General features: G+C 61.6%; 20 protein-coding genes. 6 read left to right on the top strand and 14 right to left on the bottom strand.

All coding sequences use genetic code 11. The features are described from left to right. Positions 1-88: 88 nt before the first annotated feature. The 7 genes from cmk to mtnA form a co-directional block, all read right to left on the bottom strand. On the bottom strand, positions 89-778 hold the full coding sequence (cmk, locus tag AB4N98_RS04885; protein ID WP_003172653.1) for a (d)CMP kinase: 690 nt from the start codon (positions 776-778) through the stop codon (positions 89-91). Further along, complete coding sequence (locus tag AB4N98_RS04890) at positions 775-2,985, bottom strand: bifunctional prephenate dehydrogenase/3-phosphoshikimate 1-carboxyvinyltransferase (protein WP_460149287.1); 2,211 nt, start codon at positions 2,983-2,985, stop codon at positions 775-777. Before AB4N98_RS04890 ends, cmk begins: the two co-directional genes overlap by 4 nt. Positions 2,986-3,013: 28 nt before the next feature. After that, entirely contained in the window at positions 3,014-4,126 is a 1,113-nt protein-coding gene (gene hisC, locus AB4N98_RS04895) for a histidinol-phosphate transaminase (RefSeq protein ID WP_017526599.1), read from the bottom strand. Between the two features lie 9 nt (positions 4,127-4,135). Continuing rightward, positions 4,136-5,230, bottom strand: coding sequence for a prephenate dehydratase (gene pheA, locus AB4N98_RS04900; protein WP_065877013.1), 1,095 nt, complete (start codon positions 5,228-5,230; stop codon positions 4,136-4,138). Continuing rightward, positions 5,230-6,315, bottom strand: coding sequence for a 3-phosphoserine/phosphohydroxythreonine transaminase (gene serC, locus AB4N98_RS04905; protein ID WP_017526600.1), 1,086 nt, complete (start codon positions 6,313-6,315; stop codon positions 5,230-5,232). Before serC ends, pheA begins: the two co-directional genes overlap by 1 nt. Positions 6,316-6,426: 111 nt before the next feature. Beyond that, a complete protein-coding gene (gene gyrA / locus AB4N98_RS04910) occupies positions 6,427-9,081 on the bottom strand; it encodes a DNA gyrase subunit A (protein ID WP_065877014.1) in 2,655 nt (884 codons plus the stop codon). Between the two features lie 423 nt (positions 9,082-9,504). Further along, the gene (gene mtnA, locus AB4N98_RS04915) at positions 9,505-10,581 is read right to left on the bottom strand and encodes an S-methyl-5-thioribose-1-phosphate isomerase (RefSeq protein WP_017526602.1); all 1,077 of its coding nucleotides are present in this window, start codon (positions 10,579-10,581) and stop codon (positions 9,505-9,507) included. Between the two features lie 110 nt (positions 10,582-10,691). Here mtnA and AB4N98_RS04920 point away from each other — a divergent pair, with 110 nt between their 5' ends. From AB4N98_RS04920 to AB4N98_RS04935, 4 genes are all read left to right on the top strand, one after another. Then, a complete protein-coding gene (locus tag AB4N98_RS04920; RefSeq protein ID WP_116079485.1) occupies positions 10,692-12,023 on the top strand; it encodes a TRZ/ATZ family hydrolase in 1,332 nt (443 codons plus the stop codon). A gap of 61 nt (positions 12,024-12,084) precedes the next feature. Further along, on the top strand, positions 12,085-12,783 hold the full coding sequence (gene ubiG / locus AB4N98_RS04925) for a bifunctional 2-polyprenyl-6-hydroxyphenol methylase/3-demethylubiquinol 3-O-methyltransferase UbiG (protein WP_003172645.1): 699 nt from the start codon (positions 12,085-12,087) through the stop codon (positions 12,781-12,783). A 4-nt stretch (positions 12,784-12,787) separates the two neighbouring features. After that, complete coding sequence (gene mupP / locus AB4N98_RS04930) at positions 12,788-13,459, top strand: N-acetylmuramic acid 6-phosphate phosphatase MupP (RefSeq protein WP_137219856.1); 672 nt, start codon at positions 12,788-12,790, stop codon at positions 13,457-13,459. A 101-nt stretch (positions 13,460-13,560) separates the two neighbouring features. Beyond that, positions 13,561-14,301 carry a YciK family oxidoreductase gene (locus AB4N98_RS04935; RefSeq protein WP_135196695.1) on the top strand — a complete coding sequence of 247 codons (741 nt, stop codon included), beginning with the start codon at positions 13,561-13,563 and terminating at the stop codon, positions 14,299-14,301. Between the two features lie 132 nt (positions 14,302-14,433). Here AB4N98_RS04935 and AB4N98_RS04940 read toward each other — a convergent pair whose 3' ends face one another. Genes AB4N98_RS04940 through AB4N98_RS04965 form a run of 6 tightly spaced genes read right to left on the bottom strand, consistent with a single transcriptional unit; the run spans position 14,434 to position 20,591 of the window. After that, entirely contained in the window at positions 14,434-15,948 is a 1,515-nt protein-coding gene (locus AB4N98_RS04940; protein WP_065877018.1) for an ABC transporter substrate-binding protein, read from the bottom strand. Next, entirely contained in the window at positions 15,930-16,949 is a 1,020-nt protein-coding gene (locus tag AB4N98_RS04945; protein ID WP_065877019.1) for an ABC transporter ATP-binding protein, read from the bottom strand. Before AB4N98_RS04945 ends, AB4N98_RS04940 begins: the two co-directional genes overlap by 19 nt. Continuing rightward, on the bottom strand, positions 16,946-17,902 hold the full coding sequence (locus tag AB4N98_RS04950; protein ID WP_026067158.1) for an ABC transporter ATP-binding protein: 957 nt from the start codon (positions 17,900-17,902) through the stop codon (positions 16,946-16,948). The genes AB4N98_RS04945 and AB4N98_RS04950 overlap by 4 nt, the downstream gene beginning before the upstream one ends. Then, positions 17,899-18,756, bottom strand: a complete 858-nt coding sequence (locus AB4N98_RS04955) for an ABC transporter permease (protein WP_017526607.1) — start codon at positions 18,754-18,756, stop codon at positions 17,899-17,901. The genes AB4N98_RS04950 and AB4N98_RS04955 overlap by 4 nt, the downstream gene beginning before the upstream one ends. After that, positions 18,753-19,700, bottom strand: coding sequence for an ABC transporter permease (locus AB4N98_RS04960; protein ID WP_217856004.1), 948 nt, complete (start codon positions 19,698-19,700; stop codon positions 18,753-18,755). Before AB4N98_RS04960 ends, AB4N98_RS04955 begins: the two co-directional genes overlap by 4 nt. A 3-nt stretch (positions 19,701-19,703) precedes the next feature. Next, complete coding sequence (locus tag AB4N98_RS04965; RefSeq protein ID WP_017526609.1) at positions 19,704-20,591, bottom strand: proline iminopeptidase-family hydrolase; 888 nt, start codon at positions 20,589-20,591, stop codon at positions 19,704-19,706. A gap of 181 nt (positions 20,592-20,772) precedes the next feature. On the opposite strand from AB4N98_RS04965, the gene AB4N98_RS04970 reads away from it, so the two are divergent. Further along, positions 20,773-21,537, top strand: coding sequence for a LuxR family transcriptional regulator (locus tag AB4N98_RS04970; RefSeq protein WP_017526610.1), 765 nt, complete (start codon positions 20,773-20,775; stop codon positions 21,535-21,537). A 93-nt stretch (positions 21,538-21,630) separates the two neighbouring features. Continuing rightward, entirely contained in the window at positions 21,631-22,563 is a 933-nt protein-coding gene (locus AB4N98_RS04975; protein ID WP_017526611.1) for a proline iminopeptidase-family hydrolase, read from the top strand. Positions 22,564-22,600: 37 nt separating this feature from the next. On the opposite strand, the gene AB4N98_RS04980 is transcribed toward AB4N98_RS04975, so the two are convergent. After that, positions 22,601-24,103: a nucleobase:cation symporter-2 family protein gene (locus tag AB4N98_RS04980; RefSeq protein WP_017526612.1), complete on the bottom strand. Its 1,503-nt coding sequence runs from the start codon at positions 24,101-24,103 to the stop codon at positions 22,601-22,603. Between the last annotated feature and the right edge of the window lie 94 nt (positions 24,104-24,197).

A 24,197-nucleotide genomic window follows, 5' to 3' on the forward strand; every position in this document is an offset into this window, starting at 1 on the left:
CCCATCTCCACACCCCAGACGGTGTGGGTCAGTTTCAGTTAAAAGAAGCCACCGCAGGACTATGACTGGTCCCCTGCGGCCTTCTTGATCACCCGGCGATATCGCGAATGGCGATTTCGCTCAAGATGCGTTCCAGTACCTGCTCGATGGACAGCTCCGTGGAATCCAGCTGGATGGCATCAGCCGCCGGCTTTAGCGGGGCTACTGCGCGCTGGGTATCACGCTCATCGCGTGCACGGATCTCATCTAGCAGACTCGACAGACTAACACCATCGACTTTGCCCTTCAACTGCAAGTAGCGGCGGCGAGCCCGTTCCTCGGCGCTGGCTGTCAGGAAAATCTTCAGCGGCGCCTCGGGAAATACCACCGTGCCCATGTCGCGACCGTCGGCCACCAGGCCCGGAGGTTCCTGAAAAGCCCGCTGACGCTGCAGCAGCGCATCACGCACCGCCGGCAGCGCGGCAACCTGGGACGCCCAGGAGCCGACCTGCTCGTTGCGCAGATCATCGGTCACATCATCACCTTCGAGGATGATGCGCTGGGGATGGCCTTCCGTCGCCCCGACGAACTGCACATCAAGGTGCGCCGCCAGTAGCTTCAGAGACTCTTCGTTGGTCAGGTCGACGCCATGGTTGCGTGCGGCAAATGCCAGCAGGCGATAGAGCGCGCCGGAATCCAGCAGGCACCAGCCCAGGCGCTTGGCCAGGATGCCGGCGATCGTGCCTTTGCCCGAGCCGCTTGGCCCGTCGATGGTAATCACCGGAGCTTTGATATTCACAATTGAGCCTCTTGGGCAACACGCATGCCGACATGGGCACACAGTGTAAGAAAGTTCGGAAAAGACGTAGCAACATTGGCGCAGTCATGGATACGAATCGGCGCCGTTGCCCGCAGGGAAGCGACGCTGAACGCCATGGCAATGCGGTGATCGCCGTGGGCATGTACATCACCGCCGCCTATCGGGCCGCCGTCAATGATAATCCCATCAGGGGTCGGTTCACACTTCACCCCCAGCGCCAGCAGACCGTCGGCCATCACCTGGATTCGGTCGGACTCCTTCACGCGCAACTCTTCAGCGCCACACAAAACGGTCCGGCCCTCAGCGCAGGCCGCCGCCACAAACAGCACTGGAAACTCATCGATAGCCAACGGCACCAGCGCTTGAGGAATCTCGATACCCTTCAGCGCAGCCGCACGTACACGCAGGTCAGCAACCGGCTCGCCACCCACTTCGCGTGGGTTTTCCAAGGTGATATCGGCGCCCATCAACCGCAGAATATCGATCACACCGGTTCGGGTCGGATTGATTCCCACGTGCTCCAGCAACAACTCGGAGCCTTCGGCAATCGAAGCGGCCACCAGGAAGAACGCCGCTGAAGAAATATCCCCCGGCACTTCAATGTGGGTCGCTGTCAGTACATGGCCCGATTCCAGCGATACGGTAGCGCCCTGCACTGCCACCGGATAACCAAACCCGCGCAACATGCGCTCAGTATGGTCGCGGGTCGGCGCAGGCTCCGTCACCGCGGTGACGCCTTTGGCGTACAACCCGGCAAGCAACAGACAGGACTTGACCTGAGCACTGGCCATCGGCAGCGCATAATTCATGCCTTTCAACGATTGCCCACCACGGATGGTCAGCGGCGGACATCCTTGCGGGCCTGTCTCGATCAGCGCCCCCATTTCCCGCAAGGGCTTGGCCACGCGATTCATCGGGCGCTTGGACAGCGACGCGTCGCCCGTCAACACGCTGTCGAAACTTTGCGCCGCCAGCAACCCGGCCAACAAGCGCATGGACGTACCGGAGTTCCCCAGATAAATCGGCCCCGGTGCAGCCTTCAAACCATGCAAACCCACGCCATGAATGGTCACGCGCCCATGGTGCGGGCCCTCGATGACCACCCCCATGTCGCGAAACGCCTGCAAGGTGGCCAAGGCATCTTCACCTTCAAGGAAACCTTCGACTTCGGTCACGCCTTCAGCCAACGAACCCAGCATGATCGACCGATGGGAGATCGACTTGTCGCCCGGCACGCGGATACGCCCGCTCAAGCGACCGCCCGGGTTGGCGATGAAGATCAGCTCATCGGCATTCACAGCTGTTTCCATATAGGCCCGGCGCGCCAGGATCTTGCTGAAGTGCTCTCGCGCCACTCGTGCACGCGTAAACACGCCCAATAATTGATGGCCGTCCCCCGCATCGACCGCGTCGCGCAAAGCGTCGAGGTCACTGCGAAAAGTGTCCAGAGTGCGCAACACCGCTTCGCGATTGGCGAGGAAGATGTCGTGCCACATCACCGGATCACTGCCGGCAATCCGCGTAAAGTCGCGAAAGCCACCGGCGGCGTAACGGAAAATATCCAGGTTCTCGTTGCGCTTGGCCAAAGAATCCACCAGGCCGAACGCCAGCAAATGCGGCAGATGGCTGGTCGCAGCCAAGACCTCGTCATGACGCTCGACCTGCATATGCTCGACATCCGCTCCCAGCTCACGCCAGAGACGATCTACCACCGCCAACGCGGCCGGATCGGTTTGCGCCAACGGCGTGAGGATCACTTTATGCCGACGGAACAACTGCGCATTGGACGCCTCCACCCCGCTCTGCTCGGAGCCTGCAATCGGATGGCCCGGCACAAAGCGCGCAGGCATGCCGCCAAAGGCCAGTTGCGCGGCGCGCACCACATTGCCCTTGGCACTGCCGACATCCGTGAGAATCGCGCCGCCCAACTCCATGCCGGCCAGCAACGCCAACAGTTTTTCCATGGCCAGGATCGGCACGGCGAGCTGGATCACGTCGGCGCCCTGGCATGCGAACGCCAGGTCAGCCTCACACCGATCCACCACCCCCAACTCAACGGCCAGCTTGCGCGATTGCGGGTCCAGGTCCACACCGACCACTTCGCCGCATAGCCCGCTTTCGCGTAGGCCTTTGGCGAAGGAGCCGCCGATCAACCCCAGGCCGACCACCACCAGGCGACCGATCATAGGCACAACAGGTTGCAATGCAGTGACATCAACCACGAGCCAGAACCTTGGCCAGCGCCTCCAGGAAGCGGCTGTTTTCAGCCGGCAAACCGATGGTGATGCGCAGGTGGTTCGGCATACCGTAGTTGGCCACCGGACGCACGATCACGCCTTCACGCAACAGCCCCTGGAACACCGGGGCCGCCACCTGGCCGAGGTCGACGCAAATGAAGTTGCCCTTGGACGGAATCCAGCCCAGGCCCAAATCACGGAAGCCATCCTGCAACTGCAACATGCCGCTTTCATTAATGCGTCGACCTTCTGCCAGGTACTCGGCATCTTTCAACGCCGCACACGCCGCCGTCAGGGCCAGGCTGTTGACGTTGAACGGTTGGCGCACGCGGTTCAGCACATCAGCCACCACCGCCGTGGACAAACCATAACCAACGCGCAACGACGCCAGGCCATAGGCCTTGGAGAAGGTGCGCGACACCAGCAGGTTCGGGTAGGCCGCCAGGAAGTCCAGCCCATCCGGCAGGTCGCTGCCTTCGGCGTACTCGATGTAGGCCTCATCCAGCACCACCAGCACATGCTCCGGCACGTCTTGCAGGAATTCATTCAGCGCCGCTGCATCAAACCAGGTACCGGTCGGGTTGTTCGGGTTGGCGATAAACACTACGCGCGTCTGGGCATCGATGGCCGCCAGCATCGCGGGCAGATCGTGGCCCCAGTCTTTGGCAGGAATCACGCGGGCTTGAGCGCCAACGGCCTGGGTGACGATCGGATAAACCGCAAACGCGTGCTCGCTGAACACCGCATTCAGGCCCGGCGCCAGGTAGGCACGGCCGACCAGCTCGAGGATGTCGTTGGAGCCGTTACCCAGGGTCACCTGGTTCAGCTCGACACGACACTTTTGCGCCAGCAGCGATTTAAGAGCAAAACCATTGCCGTCCGGGTAGCGGGTCAGCTCGGCCAGCTCTTCACGAATCGCCACCAACACCTTGGGGCTCGGGCCGAGCGGGTTCTCATTGCTGGCTAGCTTGACGATCTTTGAAGGATCCAGGTTCAACTCACGCGCCAGCTCGTCCACAGGCTTGCCCGGTACGTAAGGCGACAGTTGTTGCACGCCCGGCTGAGCCAGGGCGAGGAAGTTGCCACTCATGTTAACGCCTCACAAAACCGCTTTCGGGTAAGAACCGAGCACCTTGAGCGCCACGGCTTCCTGACTTATTTTCTCCAGCACGCCCTTGACCAGCGGGTCGCGGTGATGGCCGATGAAATCAATAAAGAACACGTAGGTCCATTTACCGCTGCGCGAAGGCCGCGTCTCGATGCGTGTCAGGTCAATCCCGTTGTCGTGGAATGGCACCAGCAACTCATGCAACGCGCCGGGCTTGTTGCTCATGGAGACAATGATCGACGTCTTGTCATCGCCGGTCGGCGGCACTTCCTGGCTGCCGATCATCAGGAAACGCGTGGAGTTGTCCGGGCGGTCCTCGATTTTCTCGGCCAGGCGCGTCAGCCCGTAAAGGCCCGCCGCCATATCACCGGCGATCGCCGCCGAATTCCACTCACCCTTGACCCGCTTGGCCGCTTCGGCATTGCTGGACACCGCCACCCGCTCGACATTCGGATAATGGGCGTCCAGCCACTTGCGGCACTGAGCCAGGGATTGGGCATGGGAATAGATACGACTGATGCTGTCGGTCTTGGTGTTCTCCCCCACCAACAAGTGATGGTGGATACGCAACTCGACTTCGCCACAGATCACCATGTCGTGCTCGAGGAGGCTGTCCAGCGTGTGGTTGACCGCGCCTTCGGTGGAGTTTTCCACCGGCACTACGCCAAAATTCACCGCGCCGGCCGCCACTTCACGGAACACTTCGTCGATGGCTGCCATCGGCTTGCTGATCACCGCGTGGCCGAAGTGCTTCATGGCCGCCGCCTGGGTGAATGTGCCCTCGGGCCCGAGGTAGGCGACCTTGAGCGGCTGTTCCAGGGCCAGGCACGAAGACATGATTTCACGGAACAACCGCGCCATTTCTTCGTTGCCCAACGGCCCCTTGTTGCGCTCCATCACCCGCTTGAGTACCTGGGCTTCACGCTCGGGACGGTAGAACACCGGCACCTCACCTTCCGCCAGGGACGCCATCTTCACCCGCGCCACTTCCTGGGCGCAGCGCGCGCGCTCACTGATCAGTTCCAGGACTTTCTCGTCCAGGCTGTCAATGCGCACGCGCAGGGCCTTGAGCTCTTGTTCAGACATTAGCCGTGTTCCTTTTCGAACTCTGCCATGTAGGCAACCAGCGCGTTGATCGCGTGAATGTCGACGGCGTTATAGATGGAGGCACGCATGCCGCCCACCGAGCGGTGGCCCTTGAGGTTCAGCAGGCCGCGCTCGTCGGCGCCGGCCAGGAACGGCTTGTCCAGGCGGTCGTCCGCCAGGCGGAACGGTACGTTCATCCATGAGCGGTCGGTGAGGTTGATCGGGTTGCTGTACAGGCCGCTGGCGTCGATAAAGTCGTACAGGACGCGCTTTTTCTCTTCGTTGAGCTTGCCCATGGCCGCCACGCCGCCCTGCTCCTTGAGCCATTCGAACACCAGGCCCGACAGGTACCAGGCGAACGCCGGCGGCGTGTTGTACATCGAGCCGTTATCGGCCGCGACCTTGTAGTTGAGCATGGTCGGGCACAGCGAGCGCGCGCGGCCCAGCAGGTCTTCGCGGATGATATTGACCAGGATGCCGCTAGGGCCGATGTTCTTCTGCGCGCCGGCATAGATCATGCCGTACTTGGAGACGTCGATCGGGCGCGAAAGGATGTCCGAGGACATGTCGCACACCAGCGGCACGTCCCCCACTTGCGGCACCCAGTCGAACTCCAGGCCACCGATGGTTTCGTTCGCAACGTAGTGCACGTAGGCCGCGTCCTTCGATAGCTTCCACTCGTTCTGACCGGGAATGGCGAAGTAGTCGTAGGGCTTGGCGGTGCCTGCCACGTTGACATGCCCGTAGCGCGAAGCTTCTTCGATGGCCTTCTGGCCCCAGATACCGGTGTCGATATAGTCGGCGGTGCCGCCTTCCGGCAACAGATTCAGCGGGATTTGCGCGAACTGCTGGCTGGCGCCGCCTTGCAGGAACAGCACTTTGTAGTTCGATGGGATGTCCAGCAAGTCGCGCAGATCCTGCTCGGCCTTGGTGGCAATGGACACGAACTCATCGCTGCGATGGCTCATTTCCATCACGGAGAGGCCTTTTCCATGCCAGTCGAGGAGTTCACCCTGCGCACGCTGCAGGACTGCTTCAGGAAGCGCCGCGGGACCGGCACAGAAGTTATAGGCTCTCTTGCTCACATCCAATCTCACTCTGATCTGGTGGGGTGGTGCAATAAACGGGTATTCAATACTTTCATAAGGGACAAACAACAAGGGGGCGAATCTTCATCCGCCCCCCTGTGTGCCCGCTTATTCCTGCGGTTCTTCTTCGTCTGCGGCAGCGTCGAGGGTCGGCTCGTCGACGTTGTCATCGCCTGCTGCGATCACCTCGCCTTCAAACGCGTCCCCTTCCAGCTCTTCGCCTTCGACTTCCGATGGTTCCTGGACGCGCTCCAGGCCTACCAGTGTTTCGTCGCTAGCCAGCTTGATCAGCGTCACGCCCTGGGTGTTACGGCCCAGGCTCGACACTTCGGCCACACGAGTACGTACGAGGGTGCCCTGGTCGGAAATCAGCATGATCTCCTCGCCATCGAGCACCTGCACCGCGCCGACCAGACGACCGTTGCGGTCGTTGCTGACCATGGCGATAACGCCCTGGCCGCCACGCTTGTACTCCGGGAACTCGCTGATAGCGGTGCGCTTGCCATAACCGCGCGCCGAAGCGGTGAGGATCTGGCTGCCTTCTTCCGGAATCAGCATCGAAATCAGCTTCTGCCCTTCCGGCAGGCGCATGCCACGCACACCGCGGGCAGTACGGCCCATGGCGCGAACGTCGGATTCCTTGAAGCGCGTGACTTTGCCGCCGTCGGAGAACAGCATGACTTCGCGCTCGCCGTCAGTGATGGCTGCGGAGATCAGCACGTCGCCTTCATCCAGCTCCAGGGCGATCAAGCCCACGCTGCGCTGGCGGCTGAAGGACTCCAGCGGGGTCTTCTTCACGGTGCCTTTGGCGGTCGCCATGAAGATGAAGTGACCTTCGGTGTACTCCTCGACCGGCAGCATGGTGGTGATGTATTCATCGCTGTCCAGCGGCAGCAGGTTGACCAACGGACGACCACGGGCGGCACGGGAGGCCTCCGGGATTTCGTAGGTCTTGAGCCAGTACACCTTGCCCTTGCTGGAGAACAGCAGCAGCGTGGTGTGGCTGTTGGCGACCAGCAGGTGAGCGATGTAGTCCTCATCCTTCACGCCAGTAGCCGATTTACCCTTACCACCACGACGCTGAGCCTGGTACGCGGCCAGCGGCTGGGTCTTGGCGTAGCCACCGTGGGAGATGGTCACCACGCGCTCTTCTTCCGGGATCATGTCACCCAGGGTCAGGTCGAGGCGCGCATCGAGGATTTCGGTGCGGCGCACGTCGCCGTATTCGGCGCGGATCACTTCCAGTTCTTCGCGGATCACTTCCATCAGGCGCACGGCGCTGTTGAGGATGCGGATCAGCTCGCCGATCTGGTTGAGAATCTCCTGGTACTCGGCCAGCAGTTTCTCGTGTTCCAGGCCGGTCAAGCGGTGCAGACGCAGTTCCAGGATGGCCTGGGCCTGTTCCGGCGACAGGAAGTACTTGCCGTCACGCAGGCCGTATTGCGGATCCAGGGTCTCCGGACGGCAGGAATCGGCGCCGGCACGTTCAACCATCGCCACTACGGCGCTGGATTCCCATGGCATCTTGATCAGCGCTTCCTTGGCTTCCGACGGCGTCGGCGAAGCTTTGATCAGGGCGATCACCGGGTCGATGTTCGACAGCGCAACCGCCTGGCCTTCCAGGATGTGGCCGCGTTCGCGAGCCTTGCGCAGTTCGAACACGGTACGGCGGGTGACCACTTCGCGACGGTGACGCACGAAGGCTTCCAGCAGATCCTTGAGGTTCAGGATGCGCGGGCGACCGTCGATCAGCGCGACGACGTTGATACCAAACACGCTTTGCAGCTGGGTCTGGGCGTAGAGGTTGTTGAGGATCACCTCCGGCACTTCGCCACGACGCAGCTCGATCACCACGCGCATACCGTCTTTGTCGGACTCGTCGCGCAGCTCGGTGATGCCTTCGAGCTTCTTCTCTTTAACCAGCTCGGCGATCTTCTCGATCAGGCGCGCCTTGTTCAACTGGTACGGCAGTTCGGTGATGACGATCTGCTGGCGACCACCGACCTTGTCGATGTCTTCGATGATCGAGCGGGCGCGCATGTAAATGCGGCCACGGCCGGTGCGGTAGGCTTCGATGATGCCGGCGCGACCGTTGATGATCGCGGCGGTCGGGAAGTCCGGGCCAGGGATGTACTGCATCAGCTCATCGACGGTCAGCTCGGGGTTGTCGATGAGGGCCAGGCAACCGTCGATGACTTCACCGAGGTTGTGCGGCGGGATGTTGGTGGCCATGCCCACGGCGATACCGCTGGAACCGTTGACCAGCAGGTTGGGGATCTTGGTGGGCATTACAGCCGGGATCATTTCGGTGCCGTCGTAGTTCGGCACCCAGTCCACGGTTTCTTTATGCAGGTCGGCCAGCAGCTCGTGCGCCAGCTTGGTCATGCGCACTTCGGTGTATCGCATGGCCGCGGCGTTGTCGCCGTCGACCGAACCGAAGTTACCCTGGCCGTCTACCAGCAGGTAGCGCAGGGAAAACGGCTGGGCCATCCGAACGATGGTGTCGTACACCGCAGTGTCGCCGTGAGGGTGATACTTACCGATCACGTCACCGACAACACGGGCAGATTTCTTGTACGGCTTGTTCCAGTCGTTACCCAGCTCGCTCATCGCGAACAGCACACGCCGGTGCACGGGCTTCAAGCCATCGCGCGCATCAGGCAGTGCCCGACCGACAATTACGCTCATCGCGTAGTCGAGGTAGGACTGTTTCAGCTCGTCTTCGATATTGACCGGGAGGATTTCTTTGGCCAGTTCGCCCATGAGAAGCCTGATTCCTTTTTCGGGTGAAACCTCGTCACATCCATATGGGACGAACGAAGCTCGCCGCTGCCGACAGAGTGCCTGGCAACGACTTACGACAAATCAACGAGTTATGACACGGATCTGCGCGTTATAGGCCACCCCTTGGGGCAGCCCTGGAAACCGCCGGATGTTATCACAATCGCCGCCACGCACCTATCCCCCTGATGCGCATGGAGCATAGTAAGTTGACGGATGACAGGCTTGAGGGGGACGAGAGAGGCTCAGAGGTGGGGTGGTGCTGTTTTTTGAGGGTGGATCCGGGAGTTTTATTGACTTTAAGGGCCAATCGGGGGCAAGCCCCTCCCACACTTGAAGGGTGAACACAGTCAAAATGTGGGAGGGAGCTTGCTCCCGATAGTCATTTCACAGACACCACGGCCCTCAATGCAGGCGTTTACGGCACATCAGTTGGGCCAGCTTGGCAGTGTCGGGCCGTTCAACGATGCCTTTTTCGGTCACGATCACGTCAATGAGGTCGGCGGGGGTCACGTCAAACACCGGGTTGTAGGCGCTCACATCGGCAGCGAAACGCTGGCCGGCCACTTCCAGCAGCTCGCCCGCATCACGCTCTTCAAGGGCAACGTCATCGCCGGTCGCCATCATCAAGTCGAGGGTCGAACTCGCGGCCACCACCATAAAGCGCACACCGTGGTGCATCGCACACACGGCCAGTTGATACGTGCCGATCTTGCTGATGACGTCGCCATTGGCCGCGATGCAATCCGCGCCGACGATCACCCAGGTCACGCCCTTGGACTTGAGAATATGCGCACCGGCCGAGTCGGCATTGATCATGACTGGGATACCCTCTCCCACCAGCTCCCAGGCGGTCAGCCGTGAACCTTGCAACCACGGCCGGGTTTCGTTGGCGTAAACCTGCTCGACCATGCCTTCCAGGAACGCGGCGCGGATCACCCCCAGAGCCGTGCCCACGCCACCGCAGGCCAAGGCGCCGGCATTGCCGTGAGTGAGGATCGCCTGGGCATTGCCCTGGTGCTTGCGGATCAGCTCAACGCCAAGTTGAGCCATGGTCAGGTTGGCTTCGCGGTCGGTTTGGTGGATCGCAATCGCTTCGGCTTCGAGCAGCGCCAGCGGGTCGGCGTGTTTTGTGATGCGGTCCAGGCGGTCGCGCATGCGCTTGAGGGCCCAGAACAGGTTGGATGCCGTCGGACGGCTATCGGCCAGGAGTGCGTAGTCTTCTTCCCACGCAGCCTGCCAGTCACCGCCCTCTGCGATGCGTTCACGGGCGGCAAGCACCAGGCCATAAGCCGCGCTGATCCCAATGGCCGGCGCACCACGCACGACCATCGAACGAATGGCTGCAGCCACTTCGTCAGCCGTGGAGCAGGCCACCCAGCTTTCCCGGGACGGCAAGGCGCGCTGATCGAGCAGGTACAGCGTGCCGTCGCGCCAATCGATGGCCTTCACTTTCTCCGCAGCCAACAGTCGATCGCGCATCCCTTACTCCGCACTCATGAACAAAAGCCGCCGATTATAGCGATCCGCCAGCCAGGACGCTCGGGTATACTTCGCCCTTCTTTATATAGCTGCCCAGGAAGAAGCCTGCGATGACCGCCACTGCCGCCCCGCTCGACTTGCTGTTGCTGCCAACCTGGCTGGTACCGGTCGAACCCGCCGGCGTGGTGCTCAAGGAGCATGGCCTGGGCATTCGAGATGGGCGCATTGCATTCATCGGGCCACGCGCGGCGGCGCTGAAACTGGCGGCCACCGAGGTGCGCGAGCTACCGGGCATGCTGCTCAGCCCCGGCCTGATCAACGCTCACGGGCATGCGGCAATGAGCCTGTTTCGCGGGCTGGCCGACGACCTGCCACTGATGACCTGGCTGGAAAAACACATCTGGCCCGCCGAAGCCAAATGGGTCGATGAAGCCTTCGTGCGTGACGGCACCGATCTGGCCATTGCCGAGCAACTCAAGGGCGGCATCACCTGCTTCAGCGACATGTACTTCTACCCCAAGGTCGCCAGTGACTGCGTGCACAACAGCGGCATGCGCGCGCAAATTGCCATTCCGATCCTCGATTTCCCGATTCCCGGCGCCAGCAGTGCCGATGAGGCGATTCGCCAGGGCATCGAGCTGTTCAGCGACCTCAAGCATCATCCCCGCATCAAGATTACCTTCGGCCCACACGCGCCCTACACCGTGTGCGACGACAACCTGGAAAAGATCCGGGTCATCGCCGAAGAACTCGACGCCGCAATCCACATGCATGTGCATGAAACCGCCGTTGAAGTGCAGCAAGCGATCGAGAGCACCGGCGAGCGGCCACTGGCGCGCCTGAGCCGCCTCGGCCTGTTGGGCCCACGTTTCCAGGCCGTTCACATGACCCAAATCAGCGAAGACGACCTGGCTTTACTGGTAGAAAGCAACACCAGCGTCATCCATTGCCCGGAATCGAACCTCAAACTGGCCAGCGGCTTCTGCCCGGTGGAGCGTCTGTGGCAGGCTGGGGTCAATGTGGCCATCGGCACCGACGGCGCCGCCAGCAATAATGACCTGGACCTGCTGGGCGAAACCCGCACCGCGGCGATGCTGGCCAAGGCCGTCGCCGGGTCGGCCACCGCCCTGGACGCCCACCGCGCCCTGCGCATGGCAACGCTCAACGGTGCCCGCGCCATGGGCCTGGAAAGCCAGATTGGCTCGCTGGAAATCGGCAAGGCCGCGGACATTGTCGCGTTCGACCTGTCGGGGCTGGCGCAACAACCGATCTACGATCCGGTCTCACAGCTTATCTACGCCACCGGACGCGATTGCGTGAAACACCTTTGGGTCGCCGGCAAGCAGTTGCTCGACGACCGGCAACTGACCCGCATGGATGAACAACAGTTGACCGCCACGGCCATTGCCTGGGGCCAACGCATCAGCGGCCACCGCGAATAACGTCGGCGTTGAACCCGCGTTCAACGCCGACAAACCGATTATCAGCTTCAGAGGAACCACCATGAGCAACGTCGACCACGCCGAAATCGCCAAATTCGAAGCCCTGGCTCACCGCTGGTGGGACCGTGAAAGCGAATTCAAGCCCCTGCACGACATCAACCCACTGCGGGTCAACTGGATCGACGAGCGCGTCAACCTGGCCGGCAAGAAGGTCCTGGATGTCGGGTGCGGCGGCGGCATCCTGAGCGAAGCCATGGCCCAGCGCGGTGCCACGGTGATGGGCATCGACATGGGCGAAGCGCCTCTGGCCGTGGCCCAACTGCACCAACTGGAATCCGGCGTGAGCGTGGAATATCGCCAGATCACCGCCGAAGCCCTGGCCGAGGAAATGCCCGAGCAGTTCGACGTGGTGACGTGCCTCGAGATGCTCGAACATGTACCGGACCCGTCTTCGGTGATCCGCGCCTGCTTCCGTATGGTCAAGCCCGGCGGCCAGGTGTTCTTCTCCACCATCAACCGCAACCCCAAGGCCTACCTGTTCGCGATCATCGGCGCCGAATACATCATGAAGCTGCTGCCGCGCGGCACCCATGACTTCAAGAAATTTATCCGCCCGTCCGAACTCGGCGCCTGGAGCCGCCAGGCCGGCCTGACCGTCAAGGACATCATCGGCCTGACCTACAACCCGCTGACCAAGCACTACAAGCTGGCCAGCGACGTCGACGTCAACTACATGATCCAGACCCTGCGCGAGGAGTAAGCCAGTGAAGTTGCGAGCGGTTCTCTTCGACATGGACGGTACGCTGCTGGACACCGCGCCGGACTTTATCGCCATCTGCCAGGCCATGCGCGCCGACCGTGGCCTGGCGCCGATCAACCCCGAACACATCCGCGATGAAATTTCCGGTGGCGCCCGTGCGATGGTCGCCGTGACCTTCTCGATGGACCCGGAGTCGCCAGGTTTCGAGGAACTGCGCCTGGAATTTCTGGAGCGCTACCTGAAGGGCTGCGCGGTTCACAGCCGCTTGTTCGACGGCATGGCCGAGCTGCTGGAAGACATCGAAAAGGCCCACCTGATCTGGGGCGTGGTCACCAACAAACCCGTGCGCTTCGCCGAACCGATCATGCAGCAATTGGGCCTGGCCGAGCGTTCGGCCGTGCTGATCTGTCCGGACCACGTTAAAAACAGCAAGCCGGACCCGGAGCCGATGATTCTCGCGTGCAAAATGCTCGGCCTCGACCCGGCCAGCGTGCTGTTCGTGGGCGATGACCTGCGCGATATCGAATCCGGCCGTGACGCCGGCACCCGCACGGCGGCGGTCACCTACGGCTATATCCACCCGGACGACAATCCGCGTCATTGGGGCGCGGATGTGGTGGTGGACCACCCGCTGGAACTGCGCAAGGTGCTGGACAACGCGCTGTGCAGTTGCTGATAGCGCCCACACGCTAATGACCGATGAAGATTAAAAAATGTGGGAAGGGGCTTGCCTCCTCCCACAGGGGATCTTCAGTGTTTTCAAATTCGAGGCTATTTATGTTTGATTATTCTGCCCCCCCAGAACTGCTCAAAGGCCGGGTCATCCTGGTGACCGGCGCCGGTCGCGGGATTGGCGCGGCGGCGGCGAAAACCTATGCCGCCCATGGCGCCACCGTGCTGTTGCTGGGCAAGACCGAAGCCAACCTGGCCCAGGTGTATGACGAGATCGAAGCAGCCGGCCACCCGCAACCAGTGGTGATTCCGTTCAACCTGGAGACCGCCCTGCCCCATCAATACGATGAGTTGGCGGCGATGATCGAAAAGGCGTTCGGCCACCTCGACGGCCTGCTGCACAACGCCTCGATCATCGGCCCACGCACGCCCATCGAGCAGCTGTCCGGCGAGAACTTCATGCGTGTGATGCACATCAACGTCAACGCGATGTTCATGCTCACCAGCACCCTGCTGCCGCTACTCAAGCTGTCACAGGATGCGTCGGTGGTATTCACTTCCAGCAGCGTCGGGCGTAAGGGTCGGGCGTATTGGGGGGCTTACGGCGTATCGAAGTTCGCCACTGAAGGCTTGATGCAAACCCTGGCCGACGAGCTTGAGGACGTGGCGGCGGTGCGCGCCAACAGCATCAACCCAGGCGGTACGCGCACCAGCATGCGGGCCCAGGCGTATCCGGGAGAAAACCCGATGGAAAGGCCGGCACCGCAAGAGATCATGCCGGTATACCTTTACCTGATGGGGCCGGACAGTAGCGGCATCAATGGGCAGGCGTTTGATGCGCAGTAAACCCTGACACCACCGGAACAACAGGTGGGAGGGGGCTTGCTCTCGATAGCGGTGAGCCAGTCACAGATGCGGTGACTGACACCCTGCTATCGGGAGCAAGCCCCCTCTCACATTTTTTTACAGCGGTGCTTCCTAGTTTTTTACCACTTCTTCAAGCGTGAAACGGCCGAGCGGGTTCTGCAGGAAGTGACTCACATTCTTGCGTGAGATATTGATGTACGGGCTGTAGTACAGATCGATCCAGTTCACATCCTGTTTGGCCAGTTTCTGCAACTCCACATACATCTGCTCGCGCTTGACCGGGTCGGCCTCGATGCGCGCTGCCGCGACCAGGTCCTTGACCTTGTCGTTCTTGTAGCGGGTCATGTAGTTCTGGTTGGTGTCGTGGCCCAGCACGAAGGTGGTTTTCTGGTCCGGGTCGAGGATGTCGTTGGTCCAGTACATCACCGAAATATCGTATTCACCGTCCACCAGCATCTGCCAGCTTTGGGTTGGGTCGACCTTTTGCAGGTTGGCGGTGACGCCGACCTTGGCCAGCTGATCCTTGATGATCACCGCAATCTGCTCGTCGGCTTCGTTGCCGGCGTTGACCACGTAGTTCAGCTTCAAACCCTCGGCGCCGGCAGCGGCCAGCAATTTCTTGGCCTCGGCCGGGTCGTATGGGCGTTGCAGGTTGTTGGCGTAGTGGTACAGCGAGCCTTTGGGAATGTAGGAATAGGCCACGGTGCCTTGACCATAAGTGGCGGTCTTGACCAGCGATTGTTTGTCGATGGCCATGTCCAGCGCCTGACGCACTTCGGGTTTGGCCAGCAGGCCGTGGGCGTGGTTGATCAGCAGGTGATCTTCACGGGTGGACGGGTCGGCATGGATCACCACGTTCTTGTCTTTCTTCAATTCGTCAACCCGCGAGAACGGTACGAAGATCGCCGTGTCGAGTTCGTTGTTCTGCACCATGCGCATGCGCGTGTTGTCATCGGTCACCGAGACCCATTCCACGCCGTCGAGGCTGACGTTCGTGGCCTGCCAGAAGTTCGGGTTTTTCTTGAGGATTACCCGATCGCCCTTGCGCCACTCATCCACGGTAAACGCCCCGGAGGTCACCGGGTTTTCCGAGTAGGCGTCTTCGCCCATTTTGGTCATGGCTTTTTCCGACAGGATCGACACGGTCGGCGACGCCAATTGCGAGAGAAAGGCGACCGCCGGGGTCTTGAGGGTCACCACCAGGGTTTTCGCGTCTGCGGCCTTGGCCGTATCGATCAGGTTGAAAGGGTCTGCCCACAGCGAGGCTTTGTTATCGCGGATGCGCAACAGGCTGAATGCCGCGTCATCAGCAGTGATCGAGGTGCCGTCGGAGAACTTCGCGTCGCGCAGTTTGAAGGTGTAGGTCAGGCCGTCCTTGGAAATCTCCCAGCTTTGCGCCAGGCCCGGCACCATCTTGGTGCCCAGGTTATCCACGCGGACCAGGGTGTCGTAGACGTTGGCGAACACCCAGGTATCGCGGTTCTGCGCGCTTTTGATCGGGTCAAACGTGGTGCTGTCTTCACGGCAGCCGATGGTCAAAACGCCAGCGGCCTGGGCCAGGCCGGCAGTGAGGGACCAAGCGGTCAGCGTGGCGGCGGCGAGCAACTTCAAGTGGCGCGATTGCATGTCATAACTCCTTGTTTATGGACGGCAGAAAGGGTCAATGGCTCTTCAAGCACGCAACTGTACCGATGCTCGTGCAGAAAATGGGTCGGCGGCAACACCACGGAACACATGGCGCGCGCATAGCCGCAACGCGGGTGAAAGGCACAACCGGTGGGTAAGTTCAGTGGGCTGGGCGGCTCGCCCGGCAAGGGCTCGGCAGGCAATGGCCGATGCGGATCGATCTGCGGAATCGCCTGGATCAACGCCGCCGTGTACGGATGACGCGGTGTGGTGAACACCGCCTCCACCGGGCCTTCCTCGACGATCTTGCCCAGGTACATCACCGCCACGCGGTCGCACAGGCGCCGCACAATGGCCAGGTCATGGGCGATGAACAGGATCGCCAGGTTCATACGCTGTTGCAGTTCCAACAGCAGGTTGATGATCTGGCCCTGGATCGACACATCCAGCGCCGCCACGCACTCATCGGCGATGATCAGGCGGGGTTCTACCGCCAGGGCCCGGGCGATACCGACGCGCTGGCATTGCCCGCCGCTGAGGGAGCCGGGTTTGCGGCCGGCCAACTCAGGGCGCAGCCCCACCAACTCCAGCAGTTCATTGACGCGGGCGGGAATGTGCTCTGCGGTCACTTTGCGCTGCACGCGCAAAACTTCGGCGATGGTTTCGCCAATGGTATGGCGCGGGTTCAGCGCGGCGTAGGGGTCCTGGAAGATCATTGCCGTTTCCTGGCGCAGGCGCGTGATGTCGATCGCGCTGCCATGGGCCATGTCGACCCCGTCGAACAGCACCTGCCCGGCGCTGATCGGGTTGAGGTGCAAAATCGCGCGGCCGAGGGTGCTTTTGCCGCTGCCGGACTCGCCCACCAAGCCGAGGGTTTGGCCTGCGGCGAGGTTCAGCGAAACCCCGTTCACCGCCCTCACCCACTGTTTGTTCAGGCCCAACAGGCCAGTGCCGGACGCGGCAAAACGTACCTCCAGGTCCTTGATCTGCAACAGGCTCATGGGCGCGCTCCCAACGGATAGTGACAAGCCACCCGCACGCCTTCAGGCAAGCGTTCGGTACACAAGGCGCCGACCTGCGGGCAGCGCGGGTTGAAGCGGCAGCCGGCGGGTAATGCATCGAGCAAGGGCGGTTGGCCGGCGATGGTGCGCAACAGGGCGTGGCCGCTGCTGTGGGCCGGCTGGCAGTCGATCAGGCCAGCGGTGTAGGGATGTTGCGGATGCGCCAGTACGTCGTACTTGTTGCCGTGCTCGCACAGGCGCCCGGCGTACATCACCGCGATGGAATCACAGGTTTGCGCCACCACGCCGAGGTCGTGGGTGATCATGATGATCGACAACCCGTGCCGGTCACGCAGCGCCAGCAACAACCGCAGGATTTGCGCCTGCACGGTCACATCAAGCGCCGTGGTCGGCTCGTCGGCGATCAATACCTTCGGCTTGCAGCCCAGGGCCACTGCGATCATTGCGCGTTGGCGCATGCCGCCGGAAAACTCGTGAGGGTAGTTGTCGACCCGCGCCTGGGGGTCGGGAATGCCCACTTGGCGCAGCACGTCGATGGCCGCCAGGCGTGCGTCTTTTTTCGACGCGCCTTGATGCAGGCGAATACCTTCGGCGATTTGTTCGCCGATGCGCATCAGCGGGTCCAGGTGGCTGCTGGGGTTCTGGAAAATCATGCCCAGTTGCCCGCCACGCACCGCGCGCATGCCGGCCTCGTCCAATTGCAGAAGGTCCTGGCCGGCCAGGCGCACCGCCGCGCCTTGTACCCGCAAACCGGGCGACGGCAGCAGGCGCATCAGGCCACGACAGGCCATGGTCTTGCCCGAGCCGCTCTCGCCCACCAAACCAAGGATTTCGCCTTCGGCCAGGTCAAACGACACGCGGTCGACCAGGGTCACATCGCGCCCGGCATTGTTGGCGATCACACTCAGGTCGCGCACCTGTAACAGGCTCATGAGCGCTCCCCCAACACTTGCGCCACGCCATCGGCCAGCAGGCTGAAGCCCATGGCCAGGGTCACGATGGCCAGCCCCGGAAAAGTGCAGATCCACCACGCAGTGGTAATAAACGCCTGCCCTTCGGCGACCATGGTGCCCCACTCGGCGGTGGGCGGCTGCACGCCGAGGCCCAGATAACTCACGGCCGCGCCATTCAGCAGCACCAACACCGCATCCGACATGGAAAACACAATCGAGCCAAACAGGGCATTGGGCAGCAAGTGCCGGAACAGGATGCGCCCATGGCCAAAACCCAGGCTCTTGGCGGCCAGGGCGAAGTCGCTTTCCTTGAGCACCAGGATCTGCGAACGGATCAGCCGTGCATACGAGACCCATCCCACCAGCGCCATGGCGATATAGAAACTCTTCAAGCCCGGGCCGAGGATGGCCATGATCGCCAGCATCAGCACCAGGAACGGGAACGCCAGGACCACATCGATCACACGCATGCAGAGGCTGTCGAAACGCCCGCCGATATAGCCCGACACCGCGCCGATAAAGGTGCCGATCATGAACGGGAAGATCACCCCGATAATCGCCAGTTGCAGGTCGATGCGCGCGCCCCAGATCACCCGCGACAGAATGTCTCGGCCGTAGTTATCGGTGCCGAATGGATGGGCCAGGTGAGGGCCGAGCAAACTGATATCGGTGTTCTGCGCAATCGGGTCATACGGCGCGATCCACGGCGCAAACAGCGCGAGGCCAAACCACGCCAGCAGGATCGACAGCCCCCACGCCGCCGTCAGCCGACCATTGCGAAAACCAAAACGCAGACGCAAGCGCCAAGGGGCAATCAGTGGGCGGCTGCTCATCGCATATTCACCCGCGGGTCGAGGGCCACGGTCGCCACGTCCGCGAGGAAGTTGACCACCACCGTCGCGCAGGCCAGCACCATGGCCACGCCCTGCACCACCATGTAATCGCGGGTAAAGATGCCGCGGACCAATAGCTGGCCAATACCGGGAATGGCAAACAGGCTTTCAATCACCACCGTGCCGCTGATCAGCCAGCCGATATTCACCGCCAGCAGGTTGACCGCCGGCACCAGGGAGTTGGGCAACACATGCCGGCGAAACACCGCTGCCTCCGACAACCCGCGCGCCCTGGCCGCAGTGACGTGATCGGCCTGCAACTCCATCAACATGCCCGCCCGCAGGTTGCGTACCAGCACCGCCGACAGCGCCAGCGCGATAGTCAGGCACGGCAACACCATGTGGTGCGCCTTGTCCAGCCAGGTGCGCCCGTAGCCCGACACAGGGAACAGCCCCCATTGGACACTGAGCAGCAAAATCAGCATCAAGCCCAGCCAAAAGGCCGGCATACCCAGGCCAACGGTGGTGAACACGCGGATCAGGTTATCCGCCCAGCGGCCTTGGTTGCGCGCGGCCAACGTCGCCAATGGCAGCGCAATCAGCAGTGCCAGCAGGACACTGCCGAGCACCAGCACCAAGGTCGGTTCGATGCGGGTGACGATCAGTTTCAAGGCGTCGACCTTGTACAGCAGCGATTGCCCGAGGTCGCCCTTGAGCAGGTTCTTCAGGAAGTAGAAATATTGCAGCCACAACGGCTGATCAAGGCCGTACTGGGCGCGGATTTTCAGCAAGGCATCCGGCGTGCTGCGTGAACCGAGCAAGGCGCGCGCCGGATCGCCGGGGATCGAGCGCACCAGCACAAAGGTGATCAGGCTGATGCCAAACAGCACCGGCAGCAATTGCAGCGGCCGGGACAGCACAAAACGGTAGCGCGCCAGGTTCATCGGTCAGCCTCGATGACGAGCGAGAAAGTCGAGCAGCACCGGGAAATACGCCTGGGGTTCTTCATAAAACGGCATATGGCTGCTGTTGGGAAAGACGTGCAATTGGGCGTGTCTGGCGGCCATTTTCATGCGCATGGCGCAGGCGGGGGTGAGTTCGTCGTGCTGGCCGGTGGTGATCAGTATGGGCATGGTGAAATCGGCCATCTCCTTGAGGCGGTTCCAGTCCTTGAGGTTGCCGACGTAGAGAAACTCGTTGGGGCCCTGCATGGTTTCGTACGGCCCCATGTTCCAGTCGCCGAGGGAGCGTTTGACCGGCTCGGGCCACTCATCCAGGCGGCACACGTGGCGGTAGTTGAGCAAGGTGATTGCGGCCTGGTACTGCGGGTGGTCGAGGGTACCCATGGCTTCGTGGCGTTGCATCATGGCCACGGTTTCGCTGCCCAGCGCGCCGCGCAGGCGTTCGAGCTCCTGGGACAGGTGCGGAATGTCGCCGACGGTGTTCTCGAGGATCAGGCTTTTGAGTGCGGCGGGGTAATAAATGGCGTATTCGATGCCCAACCAGCCACCCCATGAATGCCCAAGCAAATGCACGCGGCCCAGACCGAGGGCCTGGCGCACGGTTTCGACTTCTTCGACATAACGGCGGATTTCCCACAGGGAAACATCGGTCGGTCTGGCTGATGCGCCCGTGCCAAGCTGATCGAATGCAACCACTCGTAGGTTATGGTCCTTGAGCCAGCCATGGGCGTCGCGCAAGTAGTCACACGGCAAGCCCGGCCCGCCGTTGAGGCACAAGAGCACCTCATCGCCTTCGCCAAAGCTGTAGACCGCGAGGTTGTGGCCGTCGACTTGCACGGTGTACCGCTGGTCGGGGGCAATTTCACGCCACATGCATACATTCCTTGTGTTATCGGCCTGGTGGGTAGTGGCCGTTTACCACGCCAACACTACCGAGGATGCCGTGCGTCCATAACCTAGTATTTCTTATAGGTTTGGCCTGGCTGTCCTTCGCCGGGGCGTGGCATTCTACTTGCAGGAAGTCGAGATTCAAATGAATTCGGGAGCAGAACGGATGCTGGCCAAGCTAACTGCCGTCAATAATCGTCTGATGCCGGGCAGGAGCCTGGACGAGCAGATGGACAACGCTTTTATCCTCGCCCAGCAGTTGGGTTTCGATGCCTTGGTGTATGACTACACCCCGGTGCCGATCGATCAGGATGGTGCATTGATCACCCCCTCGGTGCTGGAACTGCGCAATACACCGCCAGGCTGGCACACCTTGTGGTGCAGCGAAGGTTTTTACCAGATAGACCCGGTGCAGCATCTGGCCCTGAGCACGGTGTCACCGTTTGTGTGGTCCTACGAAGCCAAGGCCGATACCCCGCTGCAGAAGATCATCGACCCCTGCCACGCGCCAGTTTCAACCTACCTGCACGACCAGCAACTGACCTGCGGCGTGAGTGTGCCCATCCACCTGCCCCGCGGCGGTTTTGCCTCGTTGACCGGCCTGCGCACCGGCAAGGCCCAGACCGTGCTGCAAGAGGCGCAGCACACGTTGTCGGATTTCAGCCTGATTTCCCACGCCTTGCAGGAAGCGGCCTACCCGTTATTCAGCAAGGAACTGCGCACCTACCCACATATCCACCTGACCAAACGAGAACGCGAATGCCTGAAATGGGCGGCCGAAGGCCTCACCGCCGCTGAAATCGCCACGCAGTTGAGCCGGTCACTGGCCGTGGTCACCCTGCACCTGGCCTCGGCGATGCACAAACTGGGCGCCAAAAACCGCGTACAGGCTGTGGTTCGCGCCACCCATTACCGCCTGCTCGACGACTGACTCCTCGGCAAAACCTAGCTGTTTTGCTAGTTACTTAAATGTTGCCGGCGGATTATCGTGCCCCTGATCGTTTTCTTCAGAGCAGGGTACGAAATGGAGTTCATCGAAAAGATCCACGAAGGGTATGCAACGTTCGGCGCCTACCAGACCTGGTACCGCGTCACCGGCGACCTGGCCAGCGGCCGCACGCCGTTGGTCATCATCCACGGCGGCCCCGGTTGCACCCATGATTACGTCGACGCCTTCAAGGATGTCGCCGCCAGCGGCCACGCCGTGATCCACTACGACCAACTGGGCAATGGCCGCTCCACGCACCTACCCGATGAAGCCGCGTCTTTCTGGACCGTCGACCTGTTCCTCAAAGAACTGGACAACTTGCTGGATCATCTGCAAATCAGCGACAACTACGCGATCCTCGGCCAGTCCTGGGGCGGCATGCTCGGCAGTGAACACGCGATTCTGCAACCTAAGGGGCTGCGCGCGTTTATCCCGGCCAACTCACCGACCTGTATGCGCACCTGGGTCAGCGAAGCCAACCGCCTGCGCAAATTGTTGCCAGAAGGCGTGCATGAAACCCTGCTCAAGCATGAAGCCGCCGGCACCTACCAGGACCCGGAATACCTCGCCGCCTCGCGAGTGTTCTATGACCAGCATGTGTGCCGCGTCAATCCGTGGCCGGAAGAGGTGGCGCGCACTTTCGCCCAGGTCGACTCGGACCCCACGGTGTACCACGCGATGAGCGGCCCGACCGAGTTCCATGTGATCGGCAGTTTGAAGGATTGGAAATCCATTGGCCGCCTGTCGGCGATCAAGGTACCAACCCTGGTGATTTCCGGTCGGCATGACGAGGCTACACCGCTGGTGGTCAAGCCGTTCCTGGATGAAATTGCGGATGTGCGCTGGGCGCTGTTTGAAGACTCCAGCCACATGCCCCATGTGGAAGAACGCCAGGCGTGCATGGGCACAGTGGTGAAGTTTCTGGATGAGGCGTGTCCGGTGCCGCACGCAGAGCGCAAGGCCGGCTGAGTTCAATGTGTGGGAGGGGCGTGCCCCTCCCACACATTCAGACCTCGGAGGTCTCAGGTTTCGATGCGTGCCTTGAGGCTTGCTCCATCAACGGAATCTCCTTGCCCTCGGCATCGAACAACTTGCCGCCCCTGAAATAGTCCCCATCACGCAGCGCCGCCACATCGTGGAAGCACAAGCTGCGCTCGGTCCCCGCCACAAACACCGACTGCTGGTCCGAGTTGCCCGCCGTGAAATGGTTGAACGCCAGGTTCAACGCTATCGCCATGATCGCCGACGAACTGATGCCCGAATGGAAAATGGTCGCGAACCAGCTGGGGAACTGATCATAGAAACTTGGCGCGGCGATAGGAATCATGCCGAAACCAATGGACGTGGCGACGATAATCAAATTCATGTTGTTGCGGTAATCCACCTTGGACAAGGTGCGAATACCGCTGGCCGCCACGGTGCCGAACAGCACAATCCCGGCGCCGCCCAGCACCGACGTCGGCACTGCCGCGATCACCCGGCCCATGAACGGCAGCAGGCCGAGGATGACCAGAAACAGACCACCGGTGGCGACCACAAAGCGACTCTTCACCCCGGTCACCGCCACCAGGCCGACGTTCTGGGCGAACGCGCTCTGGGTGAACGAACCGAAGATCGGCGCAAACATACTCGACAGCATATCGGCGCGAAGGCCGTTACCCAGGCGTTTGGAGTCGACCTTGGTGTCGATGATTTCGCCCACGGCCAGGATGTCGGCAGAAGTTTCCACCAGAGTCACCATCACCACGATGCACATGGAAATGATCGCGGCGAGGTGGAAGGTCGGCATGCCGAAATGGAAGGGTGTGGGAAAACCGAACATCGGCCCCTGGGTCACACCGGAGAAGTCTGCCATGCCGAGCAACACCGCAATCAGGGTGCCGATCACCATCGCCAACAGGATGGACAAGCGTGAGATGGTCGCGCTGCCGATCTTGCTTAGCAGCAGCACCAACACCAGCGTCAAGGCGGCCAGGCCGATATTGGGCATGCTGCCGAAATCCGCCGCGCGGCTGTTGCCGCCCATGGCCCAGCGCGCCGCAACGGGCATCAGGGTCAGGCCGATGGTGGTGATCACGATACCCGTGACCAAGGGTGGGAAGAACTTGGTGATCCTGGAGAACACCGGCGTGATCAGCAGCCCGATGAACGACGCAGCCATCACCGCCCCGAGAATCGCAGGCACCCCGCCAGCACCGTCGCTGCCGACAATCGCGACCATGGTGGCCACACCGGCAAACGACACGCCCTGCACCAGCGGCAACTGACACCCAAAGAACGGCAGGCCAAGGGTTTGCAACAGGGTGGCCAGGCCACCGGCAAACAACGACGCGGCGATCAACAAGCCAATATCCGCTGGGGATAACCCAGCCGCCTGGCCAACGATCAGGGGTACCGCGACGATGCCGCCGTACATGGTGAGCACATGCTGCAGGCCGTAAGCCATGTTGGCGGCGACGCCAAGATTCTCATCTTCCGGCCGCTGCGGTGACGCCTTCGGGATAGTCATGGTGAGGGGTTCTCTGTTTTTGTTGTGCGGCCACTGTATGCAATGTGAGGACTAGATGTCCATAGAGTTGTATACAATCAACCGAACAAGATAC

The organism is Pseudomonas sp. S3_E10, assembly GCF_054667615.1.

What these genes read in the sequence shown, in the direction of transcription:
- AB4N98_RS04980 (WP_017526612.1), bottom strand. Translation starts at nt 24,103, where the DNA reads ATGACTATCCCGAAGGCGTCACCGCAGCGGCCGGAAGATGAGAATCTT.
- hisC (WP_017526599.1), bottom strand. Translation starts at nt 4,126, where the DNA reads ATGAGTGGCAACTTCCTCGCCCTGGCTCAGCCGGGCGTGCAACAACTG.
- AB4N98_RS04935 (WP_135196695.1), top strand. Translation starts at nt 13,561, where the DNA reads ATGTTTGATTATTCTGCCCCCCCAGAACTGCTCAAAGGCCGGGTCATC.
- mtnA (WP_017526602.1), bottom strand. Translation starts at nt 10,581, where the DNA reads ATGCGCGATCGACTGTTGGCTGCGGAGAAAGTGAAGGCCATCGATTGG.
- AB4N98_RS04975 (WP_017526611.1), top strand. Translation starts at nt 21,631, where the DNA reads ATGGAGTTCATCGAAAAGATCCACGAAGGGTATGCAACGTTCGGCGCC.
- AB4N98_RS04920 (WP_116079485.1), top strand. Translation starts at nt 10,692, where the DNA reads ATGACCGCCACTGCCGCCCCGCTCGACTTGCTGTTGCTGCCAACCTGG.
- AB4N98_RS04945 (WP_065877019.1), bottom strand. Translation starts at nt 16,949, where the DNA reads ATGAGCCTGTTGCAGATCAAGGACCTGGAGGTACGTTTTGCCGCGTCC.
- AB4N98_RS04890 (WP_460149287.1), bottom strand. Translation starts at nt 2,985, where the DNA reads ATGATCGGTCGCCTGGTGGTGGTCGGCCTGGGGTTGATCGGCGGCTCC.
- AB4N98_RS04970 (WP_017526610.1), top strand. Translation starts at nt 20,773, where the DNA reads ATGCTGGCCAAGCTAACTGCCGTCAATAATCGTCTGATGCCGGGCAGG.
- AB4N98_RS04950 (WP_026067158.1), bottom strand. Translation starts at nt 17,902, where the DNA reads ATGAGCCTGTTACAGGTGCGCGACCTGAGTGTGATCGCCAACAATGCC.
- gyrA (WP_065877014.1), bottom strand. Translation starts at nt 9,081, where the DNA reads ATGGGCGAACTGGCCAAAGAAATCCTCCCGGTCAATATCGAAGACGAG.
- ubiG (WP_003172645.1), top strand. Translation starts at nt 12,085, where the DNA reads ATGAGCAACGTCGACCACGCCGAAATCGCCAAATTCGAAGCCCTGGCT.
- AB4N98_RS04940 (WP_065877018.1), bottom strand. Translation starts at nt 15,948, where the DNA reads ATGCAATCGCGCCACTTGAAGTTGCTCGCCGCCGCCACGCTGACCGCT.
- pheA (WP_065877013.1), bottom strand. Translation starts at nt 5,230, where the DNA reads ATGTCTGAACAAGAGCTCAAGGCCCTGCGCGTGCGCATTGACAGCCTG.
- AB4N98_RS04960 (WP_217856004.1), bottom strand. Translation starts at nt 19,700, where the DNA reads ATGAACCTGGCGCGCTACCGTTTTGTGCTGTCCCGGCCGCTGCAATTG.
- AB4N98_RS04965 (WP_017526609.1), bottom strand. Translation starts at nt 20,591, where the DNA reads ATGTGGCGTGAAATTGCCCCCGACCAGCGGTACACCGTGCAAGTCGAC.
- AB4N98_RS04955 (WP_017526607.1), bottom strand. Translation starts at nt 18,756, where the DNA reads ATGAGCAGCCGCCCACTGATTGCCCCTTGGCGCTTGCGTCTGCGTTTT.